The sequence below is a fragment of the Micromonospora rhizosphaerae genome (genome assembly GCF_900091465.1).
Lineage (GTDB): Bacteria > Actinomycetota > Actinomycetes > Mycobacteriales > Micromonosporaceae > Micromonospora > Micromonospora rhizosphaerae.
In genome coordinates this window covers 293,607-316,769 of sequence record NZ_FMHV01000002.1, presented here as the reverse complement: position 1 = coordinate 316,769, position 23,163 = coordinate 293,607, and the positions used below count along the sequence as shown (strand labels likewise).

Below are 23,163 nucleotides of genomic sequence, written 5' to 3'. Positions count from 1 at the left end.
GTGACGCTACCCGCGCCGGAGTTCCGGCGGCAGGTGGGCGGCGCGGACGTCGAGCAGCCAGCGCTCGACGGTCTCCTCGTCGGGCCGGTCGGGCAGCGGGGTGCGCACGCTGTCGAAGTCCCGTTCCGCCTCGGCGATCAGTGCCCGCGCCTCGTCCAGCGCCCCACCGGCGACCCGCTCCCCGAAGGCCCGGAACCACTCCGGGTCGTCCAGCCGGATCTGCAGGACGCCCGTGGCGTACAGGAGCCGTCCCTGGTGGACCAGGCGAGCCAGGTGCCGGGCGTGCTTCGCCGAGCGCAGCCGGCCGCCGGCCTGCGACGACTCCAGCTCGGCGCGTCTGACGCCGCGCCGCGACCTGGAGCCGTCGGCGTCGCGCGAGGCCAGCCTGCGGAACTGCTGGGTGGCGTACCCGAGGTAGGCGTCGCGGACCCGGGGTGCGCTGAGAAAGGCCGAGCGGATGGCGATCAGCCGCTCGCCGAACTCCGTCCGGGTCTCGTAACAGTCGTCCGGCAGCCACATCAGCTCGGTGGCGGTGGGATTGCCGCTCAGCGCGAGGCGGCAGTATTTCGCGGCCTCGTGCAGGGTGACGTCCGGCTCGGTGGTCACCACCGACTCCCGGGGCGGGTGCAGGCCGTGGAAGGCCACGGTCGGCGCGGCGAAGACGCCGAGCCGGTCCACGTCCGAGCCGGGGCCGGCCAGGCCGTAGGCGACCGAGCCGACGATCCCGCAGAGCAGCACGTGCATGCCGGCATCATCGCGGATCCGGGTCACTCCGGAAACCCGACTTCGGCTGTCAGGTATTGCTGACAGCCTTTGACCCCATGAGGAAACCGCTGACAGGGAAGATCGCGCTCGTCGCCGGGGCGACCCGGGGCGCGGGCCGGCAGATCGCCGTCCAGCTCGGCGCGGCCGGGGCCACCGTCTATGCCACCGGCCGCAGCACCCGGGAACGCCGGTCCGAGATGAACCGGCCGGAGACCATCGAGGAGACCGCCGAACTGGTCACCGCCGCGGGCGGCACCGGCATCGGCATCGCCGTCGACCACCTGGACCCCGATCAGGTACGCCGCCTGGTCGACCGGATCGACTCCGAGCAGGGCCGTCTCGACGTGCTGGTGAACGACATCTGGGGCGGCGATCCGTTGACCACCTGGCACCGGCCGGTCTGGGAGCAGCCGCTGGACCAGGGCCTCCGCACCCTGCGGCTGGCGATCGACACGCACATCATCACCAGCCACTTCGCCCTGCCGCTGCTCATCCGCCGGCCGGGCGGACTGGTGGTGGAGATGGGGGACGGCACCAACGACTACAACGACGCCAACTACCGGGAGTCCGTCTTCTACGACCTGGCCAAGGTCTCGGTCAACCGGCTCGCCTTCGCCCAGGCGAAGGAGTTGGCGCCGCACGGCTGCACCGCGGTGGCGCTCACCCCCGGCTGGCTGCGCTCCGAGGCGATGCTGGAGCACTTCGGCGTCACCGAGGCCAACTGGCGGGACGGCGCGGCCAAGGACCCGCACTTCGTCATGTCGGAGACGCCGGCCTTCGTCGGGCGCGCGGTGGCCGCCCTCGCCGCCGACCCAGACCGGGCCCGCTGGAACGGCCGGTCCGTCCACGCCGGCGGGCTCGCCCAGGTGTACGGCTTCACCGACCTCGACGGCACCCGCCCGGACTTCTTCCGCTACCACGAGGAGGTGATCGCGGCCGGGAAGCCGGCGGACGACACCGGCTACCGCTGACCCGGCCCGTCCACCGCGGCGGTGCGCGACGCGTCCGGCGCGGCCATGGCCGACCCGTCCGGTGCCGACGCGTCCCGCGGGTCGCCGGCGGCGTAGAGCGCTGCCGACCGTCGTGCCGCCTCGGCGAAGCGGGCTCGCAGCTCCGGCGGGTCGAGCACCTCCACCTCCGGGCCGAGCCGGAGCAGCACGTCGTACGCCACGGGCACGGACTCGACGGGCAGGCGGGTCACCACCCACCCCTGCCCGTCGGGCTCGCCGGCGGCGGCCACCGCCTCGTCGTACGCGAAACGGGCCTCCGCCGCCCAGCGCAGCGCCCGCAGGCCGGCGGGGCTGAGCCGGACGGTGACCCGTTCGGTGAACATGCCCCGGAGGAACGCCTCGGCCTGCTCCCGCCAGTACCCGGCCAGGTCGAAGCCCTCGCCCCGGTCGAAGGTCTCCTCGCCCACCTCGACGCCGACCACCCGGTCCACCCGGTAGGTGCGCACGTCCGCGCCGACCCGGCCGACCAGGTACCAGGTTCCGCTCTTGAGGACCAGCCCGTACGGCTGCACCGAGCGGGCCACCTCCCGCCCACCGCGCCGGTAGCGCAGCTCCACCACCCGGTCGCGCCAGACCGCCCGGGCCAACTCGGTCAGCCACGGCGGCGGCCCGGCCTCCCGGAACCAGCCCGGGACGTCCAGGTGGAACCGCTGTCCCGTGCGGGCGGGCGCGTCCCGCAGGCTCGGCGGCAGTGCGGCCAGCACCTTCAGCTCGGCGGCCGCCACCGCGTCGGCCAACCCCATGTCGCCGGCCGGACCGGGCAGCCCGGCCAGGAAGAGCGCCTCCGCCTCGTCCCGGGTCAGCCCGGTCAGCCGGGTGCGGTAGCCGCCGAGCAGACGGTAGCCGCCGGCCCGGCCGCGATCGGCGTAGACCGGCACCCCGGCGGCGGAGAGCGCCAGCACGTCCCGGTAGACCGTCCGCTCGGAGACCTCCAGCTCCCGGGCCAGTGCGGTCGCGGTCATCGTCTCCCGCGACTGCAGGAGCAGGACCAGCGAGATCAGCCGGGACGCGCGCACCGATCCATCCTGCCCCGCGGCTGCCCCGTCGCCAGTCCGGGTACCCGGCGGTGGCCGCGGATCCTGTCCCTGCCGGTACCAGTACCAGCGAGATCCTCACTGTCGGTGATGACTCGCCGCATCATCGAGCCATGACGCAAACCTTGACGACACCATTCGGATTCGCCTCGACCGCCGATGACGTCCTGGCCGGCGTGGACCTGACCGGCACCCGTGCCGTGGTCACCGGCGCCGCCTCCGGCGTCGGTAGAGAGACCGCCCGGGCCCTGGCCCGCGCCGGCGCCGCCGTCGTCCTCCCCGTGCGCAACGTCGAGGCGGGGAACGTGAACGCGGCCGAGATCGCCCGGTCGACCGGCAATCCAGAAGTCACCGCCGCCCCCCTTGACCTGGCCGACCTCACGTCGGTCCGCGAGTTCGTCGACGCTTGGCAGGGGCCGCTGCACATGCTGGTCAACAACGCCGGGATCATGGCCCTGCCGGAGCTCACCCGTACCCCGCAGGGCCATGAGATGCAGTTCGGGGTCAACTTCCTCGGGCACTTCGCGCTGACCGTCGGACTGCACGACGCCCTGTCGCGGGCCGACGGGGCGCGGATCGTCTCGGTCAGCTCCAACGCCCATCTCTTCGCCCCAGCCGTCCTCGACGACCTCGACTGCCACTCCCGCCCCTACGACCCCATCGGCGCGTACGCCGAGTCGAAGACCGCCAATGTGCTCCTCGCCGTCGAGGCGACCCGCCGCTGGGCGGGCGAGGGCATCCTCGCCAACGCGGTACACCCGGGCGCTGTCGCTACCAAGCTGCAGAAGTACATGGGCGGGTTGCAGTCGCCACCCGAGCTCCACAAGACCCCCGCCCAGGGCGCCGCGACCTCGGTGCTGGTGGCCGCCTCACCGCTGCTGACCGGCGTTGGCGGCCGCTACTTCGAGGACTGCAATGAGGCACCGGTGGTCCGGGAGCGGCCGACCGGCGTGCCCGCCGGGGTCGCCGCGTACGCCGTGGACCCGGAAACCGCCGAACGGCTCTGGACCATCGCAACGGACGTGGCGTCTTGATCCGGAACCCGCGGCACCGGATTGAACGGACGCCTCACCGACCTTGACACAGGCCCTAGGCTCTGCGGTCGTGAACGCACCCCGCCTCGCCGCCCCGGTCGTCGGTGCCGTCGGCCGGTTCCTCTCCGGCGCCGGGCTGCTGCTGCGCGGCATCGGCCTGTACGTGCGCAGCCCCGGCCTGATGCTGCTGGGCGTGCTGCCGGCGCTCATCTCCGGTGCGCTCTTCGTCGCCGCGTTCGCCACCCTGGTGTACTTCGTGGACGACCTCGCCGCGCTGGTCACCCCGTTCGCCGATGACTGGTCTGCGACCCCGCGCGGCCTGGTCCGGGTGATCGCCGGGCCGGCGTTCCTGGGGCTGGGCGGCCTGCTCGCGGTGGTCACCTTCACCGCGGTCACCCTGGTGATCGGTGACCCGTTCTACGAGAAGATCTCCGAGCGGGTCGAGGAGCGGTACGGCGGGACCCCGGGCGCCGTGGAGGTGTCGTTCTGGGCGTCGCTGCGCCGCAGCATCGCCGACTCGGTGCGGCTGGTGGCGATCTCGGCGCTGGTCGGCATCCCGCTCTTCGCGGCCGGCTTCCTCCCGGTGGTGGGCCAGACCGTCGTACCGGTGATCGGCGCGGCCGTGGGCGGCTGGTTCCTGTCCCTGGAGCTGGTGGGCGCGCCCTTCTACCGGCGGGGGATGCGGCTGCCGGACCGCCGCTCGCTGCTGAAGGCGGACCGGCCCACCACGCTCGGCTTCGGCGTGGCCGTCTTCGTCTGCTTCCTGATCCCGCTCGGCGCGGTGCTGGTCATGCCCGCCGCCGTGGCCGGGGCCACCCTGCTCGCCCGCCGGTCACTCGGCCAGTCCATCGAGGAGCGCTGACATGGAGATCACCCTGATCCAGGGGGACATCACCGCCCAGCAGGTGGACGCGGTCGTCAACGCGGCCAACTCGTCGCTGCTCGGCGGCGGGGGAGTGGACGGTGCGATCCACCGCAAGGGCGGGCCGGTGATCCTCGAGGAGTGCCGGGCGCTGCGCGCCTCCCGGTACGGCGGAGGCCTGCCCACCGGCGAGGCGGTGGCCACCACCGCCGGCAACCTGCCGGCTCGCTGGGTGATCCACACCGTCGGGCCGGTCTGGTCGGCGAGCGAGGACCGGTCCGCGCTGCTGCGCGACTGCTACGCCAACGGCCTGCGGATCGCCGACGAGCTGGGCGCGGCCACCGTGGCGTTCCCGCTGATCTCCGCCGGCGTCTACGGCTGGCCGGTCGAGGACGCGGTCCGTCAGGCGCTCTGCGTGCTGCGCCCGGCCTCCCCGACGAACGTCACCGAGGCCCGGCTGGTGCTCTTCGGCGCCGACACGTACGCGACCGCCGAGCGGGTCGCCGCCGCCGGCTGACCCGTCAGTTGAGCTGCCGCAGGCACGACCACTGGGTCGCCACCGGCCGGTAGCCGAGCCGCTCGTTGATCGCGAGCATCGGGGCGTTGGACTCGTCGTTCGAGGTGTAGGCGCAGTTGATCCCGCCGGCGTGGGCGCGGTGCAGCGCGGCGAGCTTGGCCAGCCGAGCCAGCCCTCGTCCACGGTATGCCGGCAGGGTAGCTGTCATGTCCGACCACATCCGGTCGTCATCCCGCTTGACCAGGCTGAAGGCGACCAACGCCCCGTCGACCTCGACGGCCACGCTGGCCTCCCGGTCCAGCCCGAGGTTGTCCCAGACCTCGTAGCGCCAGTTCTCGTAGCCGAGCGCGTCGGAGGGCGTGTCGCCCGGCTCGTCGGAGGAGGCCGCGACGTAGGCGGTGTGCAGCCGGCGCGGATCGAGCCCGGCCAGCGGCAGTAGCCGCACTCCGTCCGGGGCGTCCGGCAGCGGCGGCGTCGCCCGCAGGTCGAGCGCGGAGTAGCGCAGCTCCCGGCTCGGCGTGAAGCCGTGCCGCCGCGCGAACGGGAGCGACTCCGTCAGCACCCAGGTCCGCACCCGGCGGATCCCCAGCGGACGGAGATGGCCGAGCGCCTCGCCCAGCAGCGCGAAGCCGACGCCTTGGCCGCGATACTGCGGGTGGACGTGAAGCAGGGAGATTTCGCCGAAGTCCGCCTCGGACGTACGGCCGTTCCGGTAGGCCGAGACCCAGCCGGCCACCTGGCCGCCGACCTCGGCCACGAACGCGGTCCACTCCTCGCCGGGCGGCGGTTCGGCGATCATCTGGCGGGTCGACTCGACCCCGCGCACCAGGTACGGGTACACCAGCGCACGCAGCGCCACCACTGCGGGCGCGTCCGCGGGGCGGGCGGAACGGATCACGCGGCGTCCCGGACTGCGGCGACGGCCTCGACCTCGACGAGCTGGTCGGGGTAGCCGAGCACGGTCACCCCGAGCAGGGTGCTGGGCGGATCGTGGTCGCCGAAGACGTCCCGGACCACCTCCCAGACGGCCACCAGGTCGGCGCGGTCGGTGCTGGCCACGTACACCGTGGTCTTGACGACGTCGGCGAGCCCGGCCCTGGCGGCGGCCAGTGCGGTGGTCAGGTTGGCCATCACCTGGCGGGCCTGGGCGGCCGGGTCGCCCGGAGCGACGGTGCGGCCCTCGGCGTCCAGCGGGCAGGCGCCGGCGGTGAAGACCAGCCGGGCCGGCGGCACGACATCGGCCGCGTACGCGTACTCGGCGACGTCGGAGAGTTGGGGCGCGCGGATCAGCTGCACGGCGGTCACGACCGCGACCGTAGCCGCCGCTGCCCCGAACGCGCGAGCCGTTAACGCCCGGGCGACTTTCGCGTGAGTCGGAAAAAGTTAGGACCTCAACATCAGAACTTCTGTCCTCGAAAGCTGTTCTTTGCTCCGCGTGGCCATTATCGTCCGGTTAGAAGTTGGTCGATCGGTTGGGGAACTGGAGGCTGGTGTGTCCGGACAACCGCTACGCCGTCTGCTGTCGGCAGCGCTGGGTGCGCTGCTGGCGCTGCCCATAGCCGGCGCCCTGTCGACGCCGGCGTCGGCAGCCGAACCGAGCTTCCGCGCCCTGGTCTTCTCGAAGACCGCGGGGTTCCGGCACGGCTCGATCCCGGTGGGCATCGCGGCGATCCAGAAACTCGGGCAGGAGAACAACTTCGCGGTGGACGCGACGGAGGACGCCGGGGCGTTCACGGACGCGAATCTCGCCCGGTACGACGTGGTTGTCTGGCTCTCGACCACCGGCGACGTGCTCAATGCCGAGCAGCAGTCGGCCTTCGAGCGGTACATCCGCCACGGCGGTGGCTACGCCGGGGTGCACGCCGCCTCGGACACCGAGTACGACTGGCCGTGGTACGGCAAGCTCGTCGGCGCGTACTTCAACTCCCACCCGGCCATCCAGCAGGCCGCGGTGCGGGTGGACGACCATGTGCACCCGTCCACCGAGCCCCTGCCGGACCGGTGGACCCGCACCGACGAGTGGTACAACTACCGCTCCGACCCGCGCGGCAAGGTGCACGTGCTGGCCACGCTGGACGAGCGGACGTACAGCGCGGGAGCGGGCGCGATGGGCCCGAGCCACCCGATCGCCTGGTGCCAGCAGTACGACGGTGGTCGGTCCTGGTACACCGGCGGCGGCCACACCGACGCCTCGTACTCGGAGCCGGCCTTCCTCGAGCACCTGCTCGGCGGCATCCGGACGGCCGCCGGTGCCGTGCCGGCCGACTGCGGCGCGACCGTCGACGACAACTTCGCGCAGGTCACCCTCGCCAAGGGTGCGGACACCACCGGCGAGCCGATGAACCTCGCGGTGCTGCCCGACCGGCGGGTGCTGCACACCTCCCGGGACGGCCGGGTGTTCCTCACCACGCCGGACGGCTCGACCAGCCTCGCCGGCCGGATCCCGGTCTACAACCACGACGAGGACGGCCTGCAGGGTATCGGGGTGGATCCGAACTTCGCCAGCAACGGGTGGATCTACCTCTACTACGCACCACCACTCACCACACCGGAGGGTGACGCGCCGAACGACGGTACGAGCGCGGACTTCGCGCGTTTCGACGGCGTGAACCGGCTGTCCCGGTTCAAGCTCGCCGGCGGCACTCTGGACCTGGCGAGCGAGCATAAGGTCCTCGATGTGCCGGCGAACCGGGGCATCTGCTGCCACGCCGGCGGTGACATCGCCTTCGACGCGGCCGGTAACCTCTACCTCTCGACCGGCGACGACACCAACCCCTTCGCCTCCAACGGCTACAGCCCGATCGACGAGCGCGCCACCCGCAACCCGGCCTACGACGCGCAGCGCTCCTCGGCCAACCCGAACGACCTGCGCGGCAAGGTGCTGCGCATCAAGGTGGCCGCGGACGGCAGCTACCAGGCCCCGGACGGCAACCTCTTCCCGGCCGGCACCGCCGGAACCCGGCCCGAGATCTACGCGATGGGATTCCGTAACCCGTTCCGCTTCAAGGTGGACCCGAAGACCGGCTGGCTCTACCTCGGCGAGTACGGCCCGGACGCCGGGGCCGCCGACCCGAACCGCGGGCCGGCCGGGATGGTGGAGTTCAACCAGATCCGCGCCCCCGGGAACTACGGCTGGCCGTACTGCGTCGGCCCGAACCTCCCGTACAACGACTACGACTTCGCCACCGGGGCCTCCGGGCCGAAGTTCGACTGCGCCGCACCGCGGAACACCTCGCCGCACAACACCGGCAAGCAGGACCTGCCGGCGGCGCAGCCGGCGTGGATCGCGTACGACGACGGGTCGGTGCCCGAGTTCGGCACCGGCAGCGAGTCGCCGATGGGCGGGCCGGTCTACCGCTACGACCCGGAGCTCAAGTCGGACACGAAGTTCCCGGCCTACTACGACGGGACCTTCTTCGCCGGCGACTGGGGGCGCGGCTGGATCAAGAACATCGTCATGGACGGCGCCGGGCAACCGATGACCATCAACCCGTTCCCCGAGCAGGTGGTCCGGCCGATGGACATCGAGTTCGGCCCGGACGGCTCCCTCTACGTCCTCGACTACGGCAGCGGCTACTTCGGTGGCGCTCCCGACTCGGCCGTCTACCGGATCGACTACGTCAAGGGCAAGCGCGCCCCGATCCCCGTGGTCGGCGCCAACCCGACCTCCGGAGCGGCCCCGCTGACCGTCGCCTTCTCCTCGGCGGGCTCGCGCGACCCGGACCCCGGGGACTCCTTCACCTACGCGTGGGACTTCACCGACGACGGCACGGTCGACTCGACCGAGCCGGACCCGGCGTTCACCTACACCACCACGGGGCAGTTCACCGCCCGGCTGACCCTGACCGACCAGGCGGGCACCGCCGGGACGGTGACCGTGCAGATCACGGTCGGCAACACCGCGCCGCGCGTCGAGTTCGCCGCGCCGCCGGCCGGCGGCGTGTTCCAGTTCGGTGACCGGGTGCCGTTCAAGGCGACCGTCACCGACCCGGAGGACGGCGAGATCGACTGCGGGACCGTGCAGATCGACTACGCCCTCGGTCACGACACCCACAGCCACGGGCTGGCCCAGGCGCACGCCTGCGAGGGGGTGCTCGACACCGTGGCCGAGGACGGCCACAGCGCGGACGCAAATCTCTACGGCGTGTTCGCCGCGACCTACACCGACAAGGGCGCGGGCGGCGTACCACCGCTCACCGGGCAGACCCGGCTGGTCCTCCAGCCGCGCGTCCGGCAGGCTGAGCACTTCAGCGAGGCCAACGGCATCCAGGTCGTCGACGCGGGCGGCGCGCACGGTGGCAAGCGCGTCGGATACATCGACAATGGGGACTGGATCGCGTTCGACACGTACAACCTCACCGGGATCACCGGCGTCCAGGCCCGGCTCTCCTCCGGAGGCGGGGGTGGCACCCTCGAGTTCCGGATGGACGCGCCGAACGGACCCCTGGTCGCCAGCATGGCCGTGTCGAACACCGGCGGCTGGGACAACTACGTCGACAGCCCGGTCGTCCCGGTCACCGACCCCGGTGGCACGCACCGGCTCTACCTGGTGTTCAAGGGCTCCGGCGGCGGGCTCTTCGATGTCGACGCGTTCACCTTCCACGGCAAGGGCGTGGCGTCCAGCACCCGCCCCGAGGTGACGGCCTCGGCCGACGTCACCGCGGGACAGGTCCCGGCGACCGTGCACTTCACGGCGAACGGTGACGACCGGGACGGTGACTCGCTCGGCTACGCCTGGGAGTTCGGCGACGGGACGACCTCGACCGAGCAGAACCCGACGCACACCTACACCACCGCCGGCCTGTACACCGCGAAGGTGACCGCGACCGATCCGTCCGGACTCGCCGCGTCCGCCACCGTCAAGGTGAACACTTACCGCGTGGCCCCGCCGTGTGCAGACCCCTCCGCCGAGGTGAACCCGGACGACGACTTCACGGGCGAGGTCATCGACCGGTGCCGGTGGACGGTGCTGCGCGAGGATCCCGCGCACTACCGGCTGGTCGGCGGGTCGCTCCAGATCGACGCGCTCGCCGGTGACATGTACGGCGGCGGCACCGACGCGAAGAACATCCTGCTGCAGGACGTTCCGGCCGGGGCGTGGCAGGCCGTGACCAAGGTGACCGTCGATCACACGGACGCCTGGGAGCAGGCGGGCCTCATCGTCCACGGTGACGACGCGAACTTCATCAAGTTCTCGTTCATCAGGACCGACAGCGGGGTGCGCAACTTCGAGTTCATCCACCAGCAGAACGGCTCGCCGATCGACGGCGGCGCCATCGACCGCTCGCCCAACCTGGCCGTGGACTTCCCGCACACGGTCTGGATGAGGGTCACCAGCGACGGCCGGACGCTGACCGCGGCGTACTCGACCGACGGTGAGCAGTGGACGAACGTCGGGCGACCGCGGGCCATCTCCGCCATCCCGAACCCGAAGGTCGGCGTCGCCGCCTTCAACGGCACCGGCAACCCGGCGTCGTTCGACTCGTTCCGGCTCGACGATGCGCCGCAGAACGCCTGCGCACCGACCACCCCGGAGGCCGGCTACACCAGCCTCTTCGACGGCACCTCGCCGAGCCTGTCCAAGTGGAAGCAGGCCGGCCCGGGCGGCTTCCTGCACGCCTCCGACTGCACGCTGCTGTCGTACGGCGGGCTGGGGCTCTACTGGTACGACCAGAGCTTCACCGACTACAGCCTGAAGCTCGACTGGAAGCTGGCCGGGGATGACAACTCCGGGGTCTTCGTCGGGTTCCCGAACCCGGGCAACGACCCGTGGCTGGCGGTCAACAAGGGCTACGAGATCCAGATCGACGCGACGGACGCGCCGGAGAAGACGACCGGAGCGATCTACAGCTTCCAGTCAGCGGACCTGGCCGCCCGGGACGCCGCGCTCAGGCCCCCGGGCCAGTGGAACTCGTACGAGATCGTCGTGCGGGGGCAGAGCATCGTCGTCTACCTGAACGGCACGAAGATCAACCAGTACGTCAACACCGACCCGGCGCGGATGCAGGCGCCCAGCTACATCGGCATCCAGAACCACGGCGACGGGGACGACGTCTCCTTCCGCAACGTCCGGGTCAAGGAGTTGCCGGCGGACACCACCGCACCCACCACGACGGCGAAGACGGTGCCGGGCGAGCCCGACGGTGCCAACGGCTGGTACCGCTCCGACGTCACGGTGGCGCTGACGGCCACCGACGCCGACAGCGGGGTGGCGCGGACCGAGTACCGGACCGGCGGTGACTGGACCGCCTACACCGGCCCGATCCCGGTCGCCGGCGACGGCGAGCACACGGTGGAGTACCGCTCGGTCGACCTCTCGGGCAACGGCGAGACGATCCGGAAGCTGGTGCTCAAGCTGGACGGGACCACACCGGTCTCCGCCGCGGCCTTCGCCCCCGCGGGCGATGCCGGATGGCACACCGGTTCGGTGCCGGTCACGATCACGGCCACCGATCAGACGTCCGGGGTGGCCAAGGTCGAGTACTCGCTCGACGGCGGGGCGTGGACCGCGTACACGGACTCCGTCGAGGTCCGGGGCGACGGCGAGCACACCCTCCGGTACCGCGCGACGGACCGGGCGGGCAACGTCGAGGACGTGAAGTCGGCCGTACTGAAGATCGATGGCACGGCACCGAGCGTCCTGCTCTCCGGGGTGGCGGCCGGTGTCACGTACGGCGACAGCCAGGATGTGCGGATCACCTTCTCGGCGACCGACGGCACGTCCGGGGTGAAGTCGATCGTCGGGACGCTAGACGGCGAGCCCATCCTCGACGACACCCTCCTGCCGCTCTATCAACTGTCGCTCGGCGAGCACACCCTCGCCGTGGTGGCGACCGACGAGGCGGGTAACCGGTCGACCCGGTCGATCACGTTCGCCGTGACGACGTCCATTGCGGACATGAGCAACCTGGTGGACCGGTTCCGGGCCACCGGCTGGCTCTCCGACCAGAGCGCGACCGAACTGCAGAAGCCACTCGCCAAGGCCGGCAGGTTCGACTCCCGCGGGCTCAGGGAGCAGGCGGTGCGGGAGCTGGAGGCGTTCAAGAACCTGGCCGGGGACCCCCAGGCCGTACCGAACGCCGAGGTGCGAGCCGTCCTGGTACGCGATGCGGATGCCGTGATCGCGCGGCTGGCCGCCGCATCGGGCCGGGCTGTCCGTCGCTGAGTTCAACGGCCGGGATCGGGGGTGCCATGGCACCCCCGGCCCGGCCCTTCCCTAGGCCGACTCGCGCAGCACCAGCTCGGTCGGCAGCACCAGCGCCTGCTCGACGGGCTCGCCGGCCACCATCCGCAGCAGCTGCCGGGTCCCCTGCCGGCCGATGTCCACTATCGGCTGCCGGACCGTGGTCAGCGGCGGATCGGTGTACGCCGCAGTCTCGATGTCGTCGAAGCCGGCCACCGCCACGTCCGCGGGAACCCGCCGTCCCGCCTCCCGCAGGGTTCGCAGGGCGGCGTGCGCCATCAGGTCGGAGGCGGCGAAGACCGCGTCCAGGTCCGGGTGCTCGGCGAGCAGCTGACGCATCGCCGCCGTGCCGGACTTCCGGGTGAAGTCGCCGAACGCGACCAGCCCCGGCAGGCCGGCCGCAGCTCCACCCGGGCATGCCCGGCGGGCGACCCGGCCAGCATCAGCACGAGCTGCTTGTCGGCCGCCTCCAGCTCCTGCGCCGCGCCGCGGATGATCCCCGGGAAGACCTGGTCGTCGGAGAAGACCCGGGCCGCCGCCTCGGGCAGGACCAGGGCGATCGAGTCGGTGCGCTGGGTGACCAGGCTGCGGGCGGCGAGGTTGGGGACGTACCCGAGCTCCGCCACCGCCTGGCGGACCGCCTCCTGGATCGGCTCGGCGACGGTGGTGGAGCCGTTGACCACCCGGGAGACCGTGGCGCGGGGCACCCCTGCCCGTCGGGCCACCGCCTCCAGGGTCGGTCGCTGTGCCGTCGTCATCCGACCCGGAGACCCTCCAGCAGCCGCCGGTCACCGCTCACCCCGAGGGTGTCGAAGCTGATCCGGCCCCAGAGGGCGAGCAACAGGTCGCTCGCGGTGCCGGTGACCTGCACCCGGGCGTGGTGCTCGTCATGGTCGAGGATGGTGGCCGTGTCGAGCAGGGCGACCCCCTCGCCCCGCAGCCGCAGGTACCAGTCCTGGAGGGCGTCGGGCGCGCTCAGCTGCACCACCCCGTGCCACTGGCCCGGTGTCCTGCGCCGACCGCCGGGCAGCCAGGTGTCCAGCACCTCGCTCACCCCGTCGGCGGCGAGCTTCGCCTCGATCGGCTCGCCCGCCGCGATGGCGAGCTGGGCGTCCCACCGGTGGACCGCCGTCTCGTGCGCCATCCGGCGCACCCAGAAGCCGGCCCTCTTCGGCTGCGGCGCCCAGTTCCACGCCGGCGCCTCCGGGTCGAGCCCGTCGAAGAGGGTCATCAGCTGGTCGTACTCCTGCCGGTAGTACTGGGCCGGGGTGAGCCCCGCCGGCGGCTCCTCGTGGTAGCCGCGCGGCGGCGCCGCAGTCGTCCCGGAGCCCGCGAAGCCGCGAACCCAGGCGTAGACCCGGGCGAGGTGGTGGGCGAGATCCGAGACCGTCCAGCCAGGACAGGAGAGCACCGGTGTCTCCGGCGGCGCCTCGGCTACGGCGGCGGCGAAGGCGGGGCCCTCGGTCCGGAGCGCTCCTATCCAGAACTCCTTCGTGCCGTGCAGTCTGCTCATCGCAATCCTCCCGGGGGTGACCGGGCCACCGGTGGGTGCCGCGGCTACCCCTCAGCCTAGGGTGAAAGGCGTGTCAGACGTCTACGCCCAACCGACAACCGGAGCCGATCCCGCCGCGGCCGGGCTGGCGAGATACACCACCCTGCGCCTGGGGGGCCCGGCGGCCCGGTTGACGACCGGCGCCAGCGCCGACGAGATCGTACAAAAGGTGCAGGAGGCGGAGCGGCGGGAGGAGCCGGTGCTGATCCTCGCCGGCGGCAGCAACGTGGTGATCGGCGACCAGGGCTTCCCCGGCACGGTGGTCCTGGTCCGCTCCCGCGGCTTCCGGGTGGTCGCCGAGGACACCGACACGGTCACCGTACGGGTCGAGGCCGGCGAGCCCTGGGACGATCTGGTCGCCGCCACGCTGGCGAACGGCTGGTCGGGCCTGGAGTGCCTCTCCGGGATCCCCGGCTCCGCCGGCGCCACCCCGATCCAGAACGTCGGCGCGTACGGCCAGGAGGTGGCGGAGACCATCACCGGCGTGCAGGTGTACGACCGCACCGACGGCAGTGTCGGCCGGGTCGCCGCCGCGGACTGCGGCTTCGCGTACCGGTCCAGCATCTTCAAGTACAGCGACCGCTGGGTGGTGCTCTCGGTCGACTTCCGGCTGGCCCGCTCGCCGATCTCCGGCCCGGTGCGCTACGCCGAGCTGGCCCGGGCGCTCGGCGTCGAGGTGGGCGACCGGGTGCCGCTGGCCGACGCCCGGGCGATCGTGCTGCGGCTGCGCGCGGGCAAGGGCATGGTGCTCGACGAGGCCGACCCGGACACCCGGTCGGTCGGCTCGTTCTTCACCAATCCCGTGCTGGACCGCCCGGCATTTGAGCTGCTCCGCAAGCGCGCCGCCGACCTGGCCGAGCCACCGTCCTGGCCCTGCCCGGGAGACATGGTGAAGGTCAGTGCCGCCTGGCTGATCGACAAGGCCGGCTTCGCCAAGGGGCATCCCGGCCCGGAGGGGGTCGCCATCTCCAGCAAGCACACCCTCGCCCTCACCAACCGAGGCGGCACCGCCAGCACCCAGGCCCTGGTAACCCTGGCCCGCGAGATCCGCGACGCCGTCCACGACCGCTTCGGCGTCACCCTCCACCCCGAACCCGTCCTCATCAACTGCCTCATCTGACCCCACCCCCAACCCCACCCCCCTCGCGATCTTGCGCTTTTGGTGGGGGCAAAACGCCCGGAAGGGCACGAACCGCGCACCCGAAGTGCAAGATCGGGGAGACGTGGCGGGGGTCAGCGCGGGGAGACGGTGGGCCAGGGGAGGGTTAGTTCGCCGCGGCGCCAGCGGCGGGGGCGGTTTAGGACGGGCCAGCCGGACTGCTTGAGGGCGGTGACGGCCTGGACCCAGCGGTGGCGGGGGCCGAAGGGGGCGTAGCCGGCGGCGGCGTGCCAGGCGTCGTCGAGGGCGCGGATCAGGTCGTGGATCCGCTCCCCGGGGACGTTGCGGTGGATCAGCGCCTTGGGCAGCCGCTCGGCGAGCTGGGCCGGGCTCTCGAGCGTCGCCAGGCGAGCCGCCAGGGTCAGGGTGCGGGGCCCCTCGGCGCCGAGCAGCACCCAGCTTCCCAGCCGGCCCAGCTCGTCGGAGGTCCCCTCGACCAGCAGCCCGCCCGGGGCCAGCCGGTCGGTCATCGTCCGCCAGGCCGCGCCGACCTCGCTCTCGTCGTACTGCCGCAGGACGTTGAACGCGCGGACCAGGGCGGGGCGGAGGCCGGCCAGCTCGAAGCCGCCTCGGGTGAACGTCAGCCCGGGCGGGTCGGCGGCCGGCTGGGCGGCGGCGACGCGTAACGGATCGATCTCCAGCCCGACCACCCGGACGTCGGCGCGGACCCCGGCCGCCAGCCGGGCCCGCAGCTCGACCGTGGTGATCGGGGTGGCGCCGTAACCCAGGTCGACCACCAGCGGGTCGGCCGCCGCGCGCAACGTGTCGCCGCAGGTCTCGACGATCCAGTTGTCCACCCGGCGGAGCCGGTTCGGGTTCGTCGTTCCCCGGGTGACCACGCCCAGCGGCCGGCGTTGGGTCACCTCAGCTCACCCGGTGCACCTTGTGCTGGGCGGCCTGGGCCAGCGGGCGGACCACCAGCCGGTCCACGTTGACATGGTGCGGGCGGGTGGCGCACCAGGCGATGCAGTCGGCGATGTCCTCGGCCACCAGCGGCTCGGCCACCCCGGCGTAGACGGCGGCGGCCTTATCCTCGTCGCCGTCGAAGCGGACCAGGCCGAACTCCTCGGTCTTCACCATCCCGGGGTCGATCTCGATCACCCGGATCGGTCGCCCGCAGAGCTCCAGCCGGAGCGTGCCGGCGAGCGCCGTCTGCGCGTGCTTGGCCGCGGTGTAGCCGCCCCCGCCCTCGTAGACCACGAAGCCGGCGGTGGAGCTGACGATCACGATGGTGCCGGCGCCGGAGCCTTCCAGCGCGGGCAGCAGCGCCTGGGTGACCCGGAGCGTGCCCAGCACGTTGACGTCGTACATCCACTGCCAGTCGCCCACCGAGCCGGCCTCGACGGGGTCGAGGCCGCGGGCACCGCCGGCGTTGTTGACCAGCAGGGTCACCGGCCCGGGCGCCGCGGCGGCGGCCGCGGCCAGGCCGGCGACCGACTCGTCGGAGGTGACGTCGCAGGCCACCGCGGTGGCGGCGCCGCCGGCCGCGGTGATCTCATCGACCAGTTCGGCCAGCCGGTCGGTACGCCGCGCGGCGGCGAGCACGTGGAAACCCTCGGCGGCCAGCCGGCGCGCGGTGGCCGCGCCGATCCCGCTGGACGCCCCGGTGACGATCGCGACGGAGGTCATCCGGTCATTCTCACCCCGCCCATCCGTCACGTGGTGATGAGGTCCGTCACGCCCGGGGCGGGCGGGACGCATTTCCGAAGCCCGATGGGGAACATGACATCCGGCGCGGAGGTTGACTGAGAAGCGCCGGTAGTGCGGGACGGCATCAACCGTGACAGAGGGAGCGGACGTGGCGGAATTGCACACCGGTGTCGGTCGTCAGCGAGGTGCCCGTCCGTGGCCGCGGCCCCGCCGGATCGCCACCCTCTCCGTGCACACGTCGCCGCTGCACCAGCCCGGCACGGGCGATGCCGGCGGCATGAACGTCTACATCCTCGAGGTGGCGCGCCGGTTGGCCGAGGCGGACGTCGAGGTCGAGATCTTCACCCGGGCCACCTCCGGCGACCTGCCGCCGGTGGTGGAGATGGCGCCCGGCGTGCACGTCCGGCACGTCACCTCCGGCCCGCTCGAGGGGCTCACCAAGGAGGAGCTTCCCGGGCAGCTCTGCGCGTTCACCGCCGGGGTGCTCCGCGCCGAGGCGGCCCGCCCGCCGGGCCACTACGACCTGATCCACTCCCACTACTGGCTCTCCGGCCAGGTCGGCTGGCTGGCCAAGGAGCGCTGGGGGGTGCCGCTGGTGCACACCGCGCACACCCTCGCCAAGGTCAAGAACGCCCAGCTCGCCGCCGGTGACCGGCCCGAGCCCAAGGCCCGGGTCATCGGCGAGGAGCAGGTGGTCGCCGAGGCCGACCGGCTGGTCGCCAACACCCGGGTCGAGGCCCGCGACCTGCTCGACCGGTACGACGCCGACCCGGCCCGGGTCGCCGTGGTCGAGCCGGGCGTCGACCTGCACCGGTTCCACCCGGCCGCCGGGGACCAGCACCGCGCGACGCTCGCCGCGCGTCGCCGGCTGGGGCTGCCCACCCACGGGTACGTGGTGGCCTTCGTCGGCCGGATCCAGCCGCTCAAGGCGCCGGACGTGCTGATCCGGGCCGTCGCCGCGCTGCGCGAGCGGGATCCCGCGCTCGCCGACGAGCTGACCGTGGTGATCTGCGGCGGCCCCAGCGGCAGCGGCCTGGACCGGCCGACCGCCCTGATCGAGCTGGCCGCCTCGCTCCGCGTCACCGATCGGGTGCGCTTCCTGCCGCCGCGCACGGGCGAGGACCTGCCCGCGCTCTACCGGGCCGCCGACCTGGTCGCGGTGCCGTCGTACAACGAGTCGTTCGGGCTGGTGGCGCTGGAGGCTCAGGCCTGCGGTACGCCGGTGCTGGCCGCCGCCGTCGGCGGCCTGGTCACCGCCGTCCGCGACGGGGTCAGCGGGGTGCTCATCGACGGCCACGACCCGGTCGACTGGGCGCGCACGCTGGGCCGGCTGTTGCCGGATCGGCTTCGCCGGGCCGCGCTGGGCCGCGGCGCCGAACGGCACGCCCGCGGCTTCTCCTGGGACCGTACGGTCTCCGGACTGCTGGCGGTCTATGGCGAGGCGATCGCCGAGCACCGTGGCCGGCTGGCCGCCCAGCTGGCCGGCGACCCCGCCCTGTCCTGCTCATGGTGACGCGGTCGCCGCGCGGTGGGCGGGGCGGTCCGACCGTAGAGTGGGTCCGATGAGCCGCAAGAGCGAGGTCGCCGCACTGATCGAGTCCGTCTGCGCCGAGCGGGAGCTGGCTTTCGAGTCCACCGGCGAGGCGTCGTACGCGGTCACCCTGCCGGGGACGCACAAGCTCAAGACGATCTGCAACCTGATCGTCGGCGAGCACGCGCTGCGGATCGAGGCGTTCGTGATGCGCCAGCCGGACGAGCGCCGCGAGGAGCTCTGGGCCTGGCTGCTGCAACGCAACGCCCGGATGTACGGGGTGTCGTTCTCGATCGACGCGGTCGGCGACGTCTACCTCACCGGCCGGGTCAACCTTGCCGGCATCGGCGAGGCGGAGCTGGACCGGCTGCTCGGGGCCGTGCTGACCTACGCCGACGAGTCCTTCGACACCATGCTGGAGATCGGCTTCGGCACCGCGATCCGCCGGGAGTGGGAGTGGCGGGTCAAGCGGGGCGAGTCCACCGCCAATCTGGCCGCGTTCGCCCACCTCTTCGAGCCCTCCGCTGGCACCGACCGGGCGCCGGACCGCGGCGAATCGGCCCCGGCGGGAAGCGCCACCTCGACCGCAGGCGGTTCGGACCCGTCCTGACGGGTATGCCGCACTGCGCGGTGCGGTACTGGGACCCACCGCGGGCCGAGGACGGACTGTCGAGGAGCGTGTCCCATGGCTCAGCGCATCAGCTCAGGTCGCGGCGCGGCTGCGACCAGGACCAAACAGCAACCTGGCAACCAGACCCCGGGGACCCCGCGGATCTCCGAATCCGAGATCTCCCGGATGAGGGTGGACGACCTCCGCAGCCAGCTCCGCCGGCGCGGGGTGTCCGGGATATCCGCCCTGCGCAAGCCGGACCTGGTGAAGACGCTGGCGCAGACCCTCCGCGCGGAGAGCCGGGGCGGTGGTGCCGCCCGCAGGCCGACCGGGCCGGCCGGCCGCGCCGCACCAACGAAGAAGGCCGCCGCCAAGAAGGCTCCGGCGAAGAAGGCCGCTGCGGCCAAGGCGGTGCCCGCCGCGAAGGCCACGGGCGCGCGGGCGAGGAAGGCGGCCCCCGCGAAGAAGGCCGCCGCGAAGAGGGCCCCCGCCGCGAAGAGGGCGCCAGCCAAGAAGGCGCCAGCGAAGAAGGCGCCCGCCGCGAAGAGGGCGCCCGCCGCGAAGAGGGCGCCCGCCGCGAAGAAGGCGCCCGCCGCGAAGAAGGCGCCAGCGAAGAAGGCTGCCCCGTCCCGGGCCCGCGCTGCGAAGGCGCCACCCGGTGCGGGTGCGAGGGCGGCGCCGCCCGGGGGCGGCGGCGCGGCGGCGGTGAAGGCGACTCCGGTCCGGACCGGCGGATCTTCGTCCCGTTCGGTGCGGTCGTCCCAGCAGATCACGTCTCTGGAGGATCGTCCCGAGCGTCCGGGCCGGAGCCTGGTGACCGCCAACCACGAGGTGATCCAGCGCTGGGCGCAGTCCCGCAACGCCAAGCCGGCCACCATCGCCGGCACCGAGCGGGAGGGCCGGCCGGGGGTGCTGACGTTCAACATCCCGGGCTATCGGGAGAGCAGCCGGATCCGGGAGATCCCCTGGGACGACTGGTTCCGGACATTCGACCTACGCGGGCTGAACCTGATCTATCAGGAACAGATGCGGGATGGCCGGCAGAGCAACTTCTTCCGTACGGAGAACCCAAATCGCGAGGACGCCTGAGGTTTACGGGAATGGCCGGCGGGAAAGCGTTGTTGGCCAACAGAGGCCCGGAGGATTTGCGACCGGTTGCTGTGACCGGCAAGACAGCGATCTGGGTTGTATCCGGAATCTGGGCGAACTAGCTTTATTGAACCGCGCCACGCTTGGAAACGTTCGGGGGAGCGGCGGATCGATCAGATCCGTGCACCGAGCGAGGCGCAGGGGGAACGGGTGGACAACGCCGTTGGGGGACGGTGCCACCTGTTGAACCGGCGGCGCGAGCGGGCGACGCTTACGGGGGTGAGTGTCGCCCGCCGCCGCCGGGCGTACGGTGCGAGCGCCCATCACGGCCACAGGCCGAGGTGGGCGCTCAGCGCCGTTCGGGGGCCCGTCAGCGGCCGACCGTCACCACCTCCCCCGAGTGGTCGTCCCTGCCGCGCAGGGCCGCCACCCGGCGTTCCCGGGGCGGGCCGGCCAGCAGGTGACCCACCGCCGCGACCAGGCCCAGCCCGCCGACGATCAGCCAGTGCCGGTCGCCCAGGTACTGAAGGCTGACCCCGCCCAGCGCCGGCGCCACGAACGACGCCGCCGGGAAGGTCAGGTAGAAGACCGACTGGTAGCGGGCGCGCAGCTCCGGCGGGGCCAGATCGGCGTTGATCTGCGCGTTCGGCGGTGCGGCGAGCATCGAGCCGACCGTCCAGACCACCGCCGCGCCCAGGTAGACCGCCAGCTCGTCGGCGACGGTGAGGGCGCCGAAGCCGAGCGCCATCAGCCCGGTGGAGACCGACAGCACGGAGGCCTTGCGGTACGGCTCGATCAGCCGGGGCACGAAGAGCTGCCCGAGCACGATCAGCGCGCCGCCGAGCGCCACCACCACGCCGTACGCCGAGGGTCGCAGGCCGTCCGCCCGCATCGCCAGCGGCATGATCGTCGAGGTCTGCATGGTGAGCACGGCCAGCACGAAGGTAAGCCCGACGAAGACCAGGAAGGTGCGGTCGGTCAGCGCGGTGTGCAGCCCGGGCCGCCGCCGGACCGCCAGCTCCCGCCGCCGGACCGCCGGCGCCGGCCGCCGCCCGACCAGGGTCTCGGGCACCTTCCAGCCGATCACGGCGGCGGCGGTGAGCGTGGCGGCAGCGTCCACCAGGAAGAGCGCGACGAAGCTCGCCTCGGCGAGTACGCCGGCCAGCAGCGAGGCGACCGCCATGCCGAGGTTGAACGCCCAGAACTGGAGGTTGAACGCGCGCGAGCGGCGGGCTTCGGGGACCACGTCGACGATCGCCGCGACGAACGCCGGGCTGGGCATCGAGTGGAGCACCCCGAGCAGCGCGGCGAGCACCGCGATCATGGCCAGGTGCCGGCTGAACGCCAGCGCCGCCATCAGCCCGGCCGCGCCGAGGTGGGCGGTGAGCAGGGTGGCCCGCCGGCCCCAGCGGTCGGCCAGCACCCCGCCGAGCAGCACACCGCCCGCCCCGCCCGCCCCGTACGCCCCGACGACCGCCCCGGCGAGCCCCTCCGACGCCCCGCGCGCGTCGGTCAGGTAGAGCGACAGGAAGAGCATCGCGAACGAGCCGGCCCGGTTGATCAGGAGACCGGACCAGAGGTACCAGAAGATGGCGGGGAGCCCGCCCGCGGTGTCGTGCAGCCAGCGCCGCAGGGCCTGCACTCGTCCTCCATGAAGGTTTGTCAACCGGTGCGCAGTCGACGCTAGGCAGTGCGGCGGAGGCGCGCCACCGTGTCCCGGATCACGCGGCGGCCTGGGCCACCTCCGGGGCCGGCGGCTGGACGACGGTGGCCGGTTGGACCGGCGCCGCGGCCTGGAGCTGGGCCGCCCGCCGCTCGCGGGCCGGGCCGGAGACCAGGTGGGCCACGGCCATCACCACGCCGACGCCGGCGCAGCCGAGCCAGAGCGCGGTGTTGCCGGCCTGCTCCCGGACCAGGCCGCCGAGGATCGGGGCGACGGCGCCGGCCACCTGCCAGGAGAGCGAGAAGACGCCCTGGTAACGGCCGCGTAGCGCGGCGGGGGAGAGTTCGGCGATCAGCGTGGCGTTGGACGGGGAGTTGAGCATCTCGCCGAGGGTCCAGATCAGCACGGTGATCCCGTAGAACCAGGCGCTGTCGGCAAACGCGGTCAACCCGAACCCGACGCCCATCACCACCGACGCGAGCGCCAGCACGTGCGACCGGCTCCGGCCGTTGATCAGCCGGGGTACGAAGAGCTGCCCGACCACGATCAGCACCCCGTTGAGCGCGATCACCGAGCCGTAGGTGGCCGGAGTCAGACCGGAGTCGCCCATCGCGATCGGCAGCATCGAGATGTGCTGGAGGAAGACCAGCGCGGCGAACAGGTTGAGCGCCACGAAGCCCAGGTAGACCCGGTCGGTGAGGATGGTGCGCAGCACGCCGGCGGGAGCGTCGCCGCCGCTGCGGGCGGGGGCGGCCGAGGCGGTGCGGGTCTCCTTCACCCGGGTGAAGATGATCAGCGCGGTGACCACGGTAGTGGCCGCATCGACCACGAAGAGCAGCAGGTAGCCGGCCTGCGCGGCGAGGCCGGCGAGCACCGCGGCGCAGGCGAAGCCGAGGTTGATCGCCCAGTAGTTCAGCGAGAAGGCGCGCAGCCGGTCCTTCTCCGGCACCACGTCGATCATCATGGCGCCGAACGCCGGCCGGGCGGCCTCGGCGAACGTGCCGAGCAGCAGCGCGCCCAGCGACACCGCCCAGAGCGGCCGGGCCAGGCCGAGCGCGAGCATCATGGTGGCCGCGCCGAGGTGGGCGGTGAGCAGGGTGGGCCGGCGTCCCCAGCGGTCGGTGAGCGTGCCGCCGACGGTGGTGCCGACCGCGCCGCCGACGCCCCAGAGGCCGAGCACCAGGCCGGCCTGGGACGCCGAGAAGCCGCGCTCCTGGGTGAGGTAGATGGCCAGGAAGACCAGGACGAACGAGCCGAGCCGGTTGATCAGCGTGCCGGTCCAGAGGTACCAGAAGGGCCTTGGCAGCCCGCCGGTCGTGTCCCGGAACCAACTCCGTACCGTCCGCACCGCTCCGCCCCCGCTTCGGTAATGACCGATGTATCTCAAGCGCCTTACAACCTAGTCCCGCCCCGGAACGGCGGTCACCAGCTTTTCCACGTGGTGGTCGTCACGACCGGTCCCCGCACGCCCGCCGACGGCGTACGGCAGGATGATCGGCATGAC

Annotated in this window: 18 protein-coding genes and 1 pseudogene; 9 read left to right on the top strand and 10 right to left on the bottom strand. The window is 72.7% G+C overall.

What is annotated here, in order from left to right; genetic code table 11:
* Positions 1 to 6: 6 nt before the first annotated feature.
* A complete protein-coding gene (locus tag GA0070624_RS01580; RefSeq protein WP_091335971.1) occupies positions 7 to 744 on the bottom strand; it encodes a nucleotidyltransferase domain-containing protein in 738 nt (245 codons plus the stop codon).
* Positions 745 to 821: 77 nt separating this feature from the next.
* On the opposite strand from GA0070624_RS01580, the gene GA0070624_RS01575 reads away from it, so the two are divergent.
* Complete coding sequence (locus GA0070624_RS01575; protein ID WP_091335969.1) at positions 822 to 1,736, top strand: SDR family oxidoreductase; 915 nt, start codon at positions 822 to 824, stop codon at positions 1,734 to 1,736.
* Here the strand turns inward: GA0070624_RS01575 and GA0070624_RS01570 are convergent.
* Positions 1,727 to 2,791 carry a helix-turn-helix transcriptional regulator gene (locus tag GA0070624_RS01570; RefSeq protein ID WP_091335967.1) on the bottom strand — a complete coding sequence of 355 codons (1,065 nt, stop codon included), beginning with the start codon at positions 2,789 to 2,791 and terminating at the stop codon, positions 1,727 to 1,729. The two genes, GA0070624_RS01575 and GA0070624_RS01570, sit on opposite strands and share 10 nt — an antisense overlap.
* A 131-nt stretch (positions 2,792 to 2,922) precedes the next feature.
* On the opposite strand from GA0070624_RS01570, the gene GA0070624_RS01565 reads away from it, so the two are divergent.
* The 3 genes from GA0070624_RS01565 to GA0070624_RS01555 all read left to right on the top strand — a co-directional run bounded on the left by GA0070624_RS01565 (position 2,923) and on the right by GA0070624_RS01555 (position 5,222).
* Positions 2,923 to 3,843, top strand: coding sequence for an SDR family NAD(P)-dependent oxidoreductase (locus tag GA0070624_RS01565; protein ID WP_091335965.1), 921 nt, complete (start codon positions 2,923 to 2,925; stop codon positions 3,841 to 3,843).
* A 70-nt stretch (positions 3,844 to 3,913) separates the two neighbouring features.
* Positions 3,914 to 4,705: an EI24 domain-containing protein gene (locus tag GA0070624_RS01560; RefSeq protein WP_091335963.1), complete on the top strand. Its 792-nt coding sequence runs from the start codon at positions 3,914 to 3,916 to the stop codon at positions 4,703 to 4,705.
* A 1-nt stretch (position 4,706) separates the two neighbouring features.
* On the top strand, positions 4,707 to 5,222 hold the full coding sequence (locus tag GA0070624_RS01555; RefSeq protein ID WP_091335961.1) for an O-acetyl-ADP-ribose deacetylase: 516 nt from the start codon (positions 4,707 to 4,709) through the stop codon (positions 5,220 to 5,222).
* A 4-nt stretch (positions 5,223 to 5,226) separates the two neighbouring features.
* Here GA0070624_RS01555 and GA0070624_RS01550 read toward each other — a convergent pair whose 3' ends face one another.
* Positions 5,227 to 6,120 (bottom strand): GNAT family N-acetyltransferase, encoded by an 894-nt coding sequence (locus tag GA0070624_RS01550; protein WP_245718619.1) that lies wholly within the window; start codon positions 6,118 to 6,120, stop codon positions 5,227 to 5,229.
* A complete protein-coding gene (locus GA0070624_RS01545; RefSeq protein ID WP_091347922.1) occupies positions 6,117 to 6,518 on the bottom strand; it encodes a RidA family protein in 402 nt (133 codons plus the stop codon). The genes GA0070624_RS01550 and GA0070624_RS01545 overlap by 4 nt, the downstream gene beginning before the upstream one ends.
* Before the next feature lie 196 nt (positions 6,519 to 6,714).
* On the opposite strand from GA0070624_RS01545, the gene GA0070624_RS35495 reads away from it, so the two are divergent.
* Positions 6,715 to 12,387: a ThuA domain-containing protein gene (locus GA0070624_RS35495; RefSeq protein ID WP_091335957.1), complete on the top strand. Its 5,673-nt coding sequence runs from the start codon at positions 6,715 to 6,717 to the stop codon at positions 12,385 to 12,387.
* A gap of 51 nt (positions 12,388 to 12,438) precedes the next feature.
* Here GA0070624_RS35495 and GA0070624_RS01535 read toward each other — a convergent pair.
* A pseudogene (locus GA0070624_RS01535) lies at positions 12,439 to 13,163 on the bottom strand (LacI family DNA-binding transcriptional regulator).
* Positions 13,160 to 13,918, bottom strand: coding sequence for a maleylpyruvate isomerase family mycothiol-dependent enzyme (locus GA0070624_RS01530; RefSeq protein ID WP_091335955.1), 759 nt, complete (start codon positions 13,916 to 13,918; stop codon positions 13,160 to 13,162). The pseudogene GA0070624_RS01535 and the gene GA0070624_RS01530 overlap by 4 nt, the downstream one beginning before the upstream one ends.
* Before the next feature lie 70 nt (positions 13,919 to 13,988).
* On the opposite strand from GA0070624_RS01530, the gene GA0070624_RS01525 reads away from it, so the two are divergent.
* Positions 13,989 to 15,077 (top strand): UDP-N-acetylmuramate dehydrogenase, encoded by a 1,089-nt coding sequence (locus GA0070624_RS01525; protein ID WP_091335953.1) that lies wholly within the window; start codon positions 13,989 to 13,991, stop codon positions 15,075 to 15,077.
* A gap of 113 nt (positions 15,078 to 15,190) precedes the next feature.
* On the opposite strand, the gene GA0070624_RS01520 is transcribed toward GA0070624_RS01525, so the two are convergent.
* Together GA0070624_RS01520 and GA0070624_RS01515 are read right to left on the bottom strand one after the other, a co-directional pair.
* On the bottom strand, positions 15,191 to 15,979 hold the full coding sequence (locus GA0070624_RS01520; RefSeq protein ID WP_091335950.1) for an SAM-dependent methyltransferase: 789 nt from the start codon (positions 15,977 to 15,979) through the stop codon (positions 15,191 to 15,193).
* 1 nt (position 15,980) lies between these two features.
* Entirely contained in the window at positions 15,981 to 16,745 is a 765-nt protein-coding gene (locus GA0070624_RS01515) for an SDR family NAD(P)-dependent oxidoreductase (protein ID WP_091335947.1), read from the bottom strand.
* Positions 16,746 to 16,914: 169 nt separating this feature from the next.
* Here GA0070624_RS01515 and mshA point away from each other — a divergent pair, with 169 nt between their 5' ends.
* The 3 genes from mshA (at position 16,915) to GA0070624_RS36570 (ending at position 19,996) form a co-directional block, all read left to right on the top strand.
* Positions 16,915 to 18,279, top strand: coding sequence for a D-inositol-3-phosphate glycosyltransferase (gene mshA / locus GA0070624_RS01510; protein WP_091335945.1), 1,365 nt, complete (start codon positions 16,915 to 16,917; stop codon positions 18,277 to 18,279).
* A 49-nt stretch (positions 18,280 to 18,328) separates the two neighbouring features.
* Complete coding sequence (locus tag GA0070624_RS01505) at positions 18,329 to 18,907, top strand: type III secretion system chaperone family protein (protein WP_091335942.1); 579 nt, start codon at positions 18,329 to 18,331, stop codon at positions 18,905 to 18,907.
* A gap of 186 nt (positions 18,908 to 19,093) precedes the next feature.
* On the top strand, positions 19,094 to 19,996 hold the full coding sequence (locus GA0070624_RS36570) for a hypothetical protein (RefSeq protein WP_342672738.1): 903 nt from the start codon (positions 19,094 to 19,096) through the stop codon (positions 19,994 to 19,996).
* A gap of 370 nt (positions 19,997 to 20,366) precedes the next feature.
* Here the strand turns inward: GA0070624_RS36570 and GA0070624_RS01495 are convergent, their stop codons facing one another.
* Positions 20,367 to 21,638 (bottom strand): MFS transporter, encoded by a 1,272-nt coding sequence (locus GA0070624_RS01495; RefSeq protein ID WP_091335937.1) that lies wholly within the window; start codon positions 21,636 to 21,638, stop codon positions 20,367 to 20,369.
* Between the two features lie 79 nt (positions 21,639 to 21,717).
* The gene (locus tag GA0070624_RS01490; protein WP_091335935.1) at positions 21,718 to 23,007 is read right to left on the bottom strand and encodes an MDR family MFS transporter; all 1,290 of its coding nucleotides are present in this window, start codon (positions 23,005 to 23,007) and stop codon (positions 21,718 to 21,720) included.
* Positions 23,008 to 23,163 lie beyond the last annotated feature (156 nt).

What these genes read in the sequence shown, in the direction of transcription:
- GA0070624_RS01580 (WP_091335971.1), bottom strand. Translation starts at nt 744, where the DNA reads ATGCACGTGCTGCTCTGCGGGATCGTCGGCTCGGTCGCCTACGGCCTG.
- GA0070624_RS01575 (WP_091335969.1), top strand. Translation starts at nt 822, where the DNA reads ATGAGGAAACCGCTGACAGGGAAGATCGCGCTCGTCGCCGGGGCGACC.
- GA0070624_RS01565 (WP_091335965.1), top strand. Translation starts at nt 2,923, where the DNA reads ATGACGCAAACCTTGACGACACCATTCGGATTCGCCTCGACCGCCGAT.
- GA0070624_RS01555 (WP_091335961.1), top strand. Translation starts at nt 4,707, where the DNA reads ATGGAGATCACCCTGATCCAGGGGGACATCACCGCCCAGCAGGTGGAC.
- GA0070624_RS01530 (WP_091335955.1), bottom strand. Translation starts at nt 13,918, where the DNA reads ATGAGCAGACTGCACGGCACGAAGGAGTTCTGGATAGGAGCGCTCCGG.
- GA0070624_RS01515 (WP_091335947.1), bottom strand. Translation starts at nt 16,745, where the DNA reads ATGACCTCCGTCGCGATCGTCACCGGGGCGTCCAGCGGGATCGGCGCG.
- GA0070624_RS01505 (WP_091335942.1), top strand. Translation starts at nt 18,329, where the DNA reads ATGAGCCGCAAGAGCGAGGTCGCCGCACTGATCGAGTCCGTCTGCGCC.
- GA0070624_RS36570 (WP_342672738.1), top strand. Translation starts at nt 19,094, where the DNA reads ATGAGGGTGGACGACCTCCGCAGCCAGCTCCGCCGGCGCGGGGTGTCC.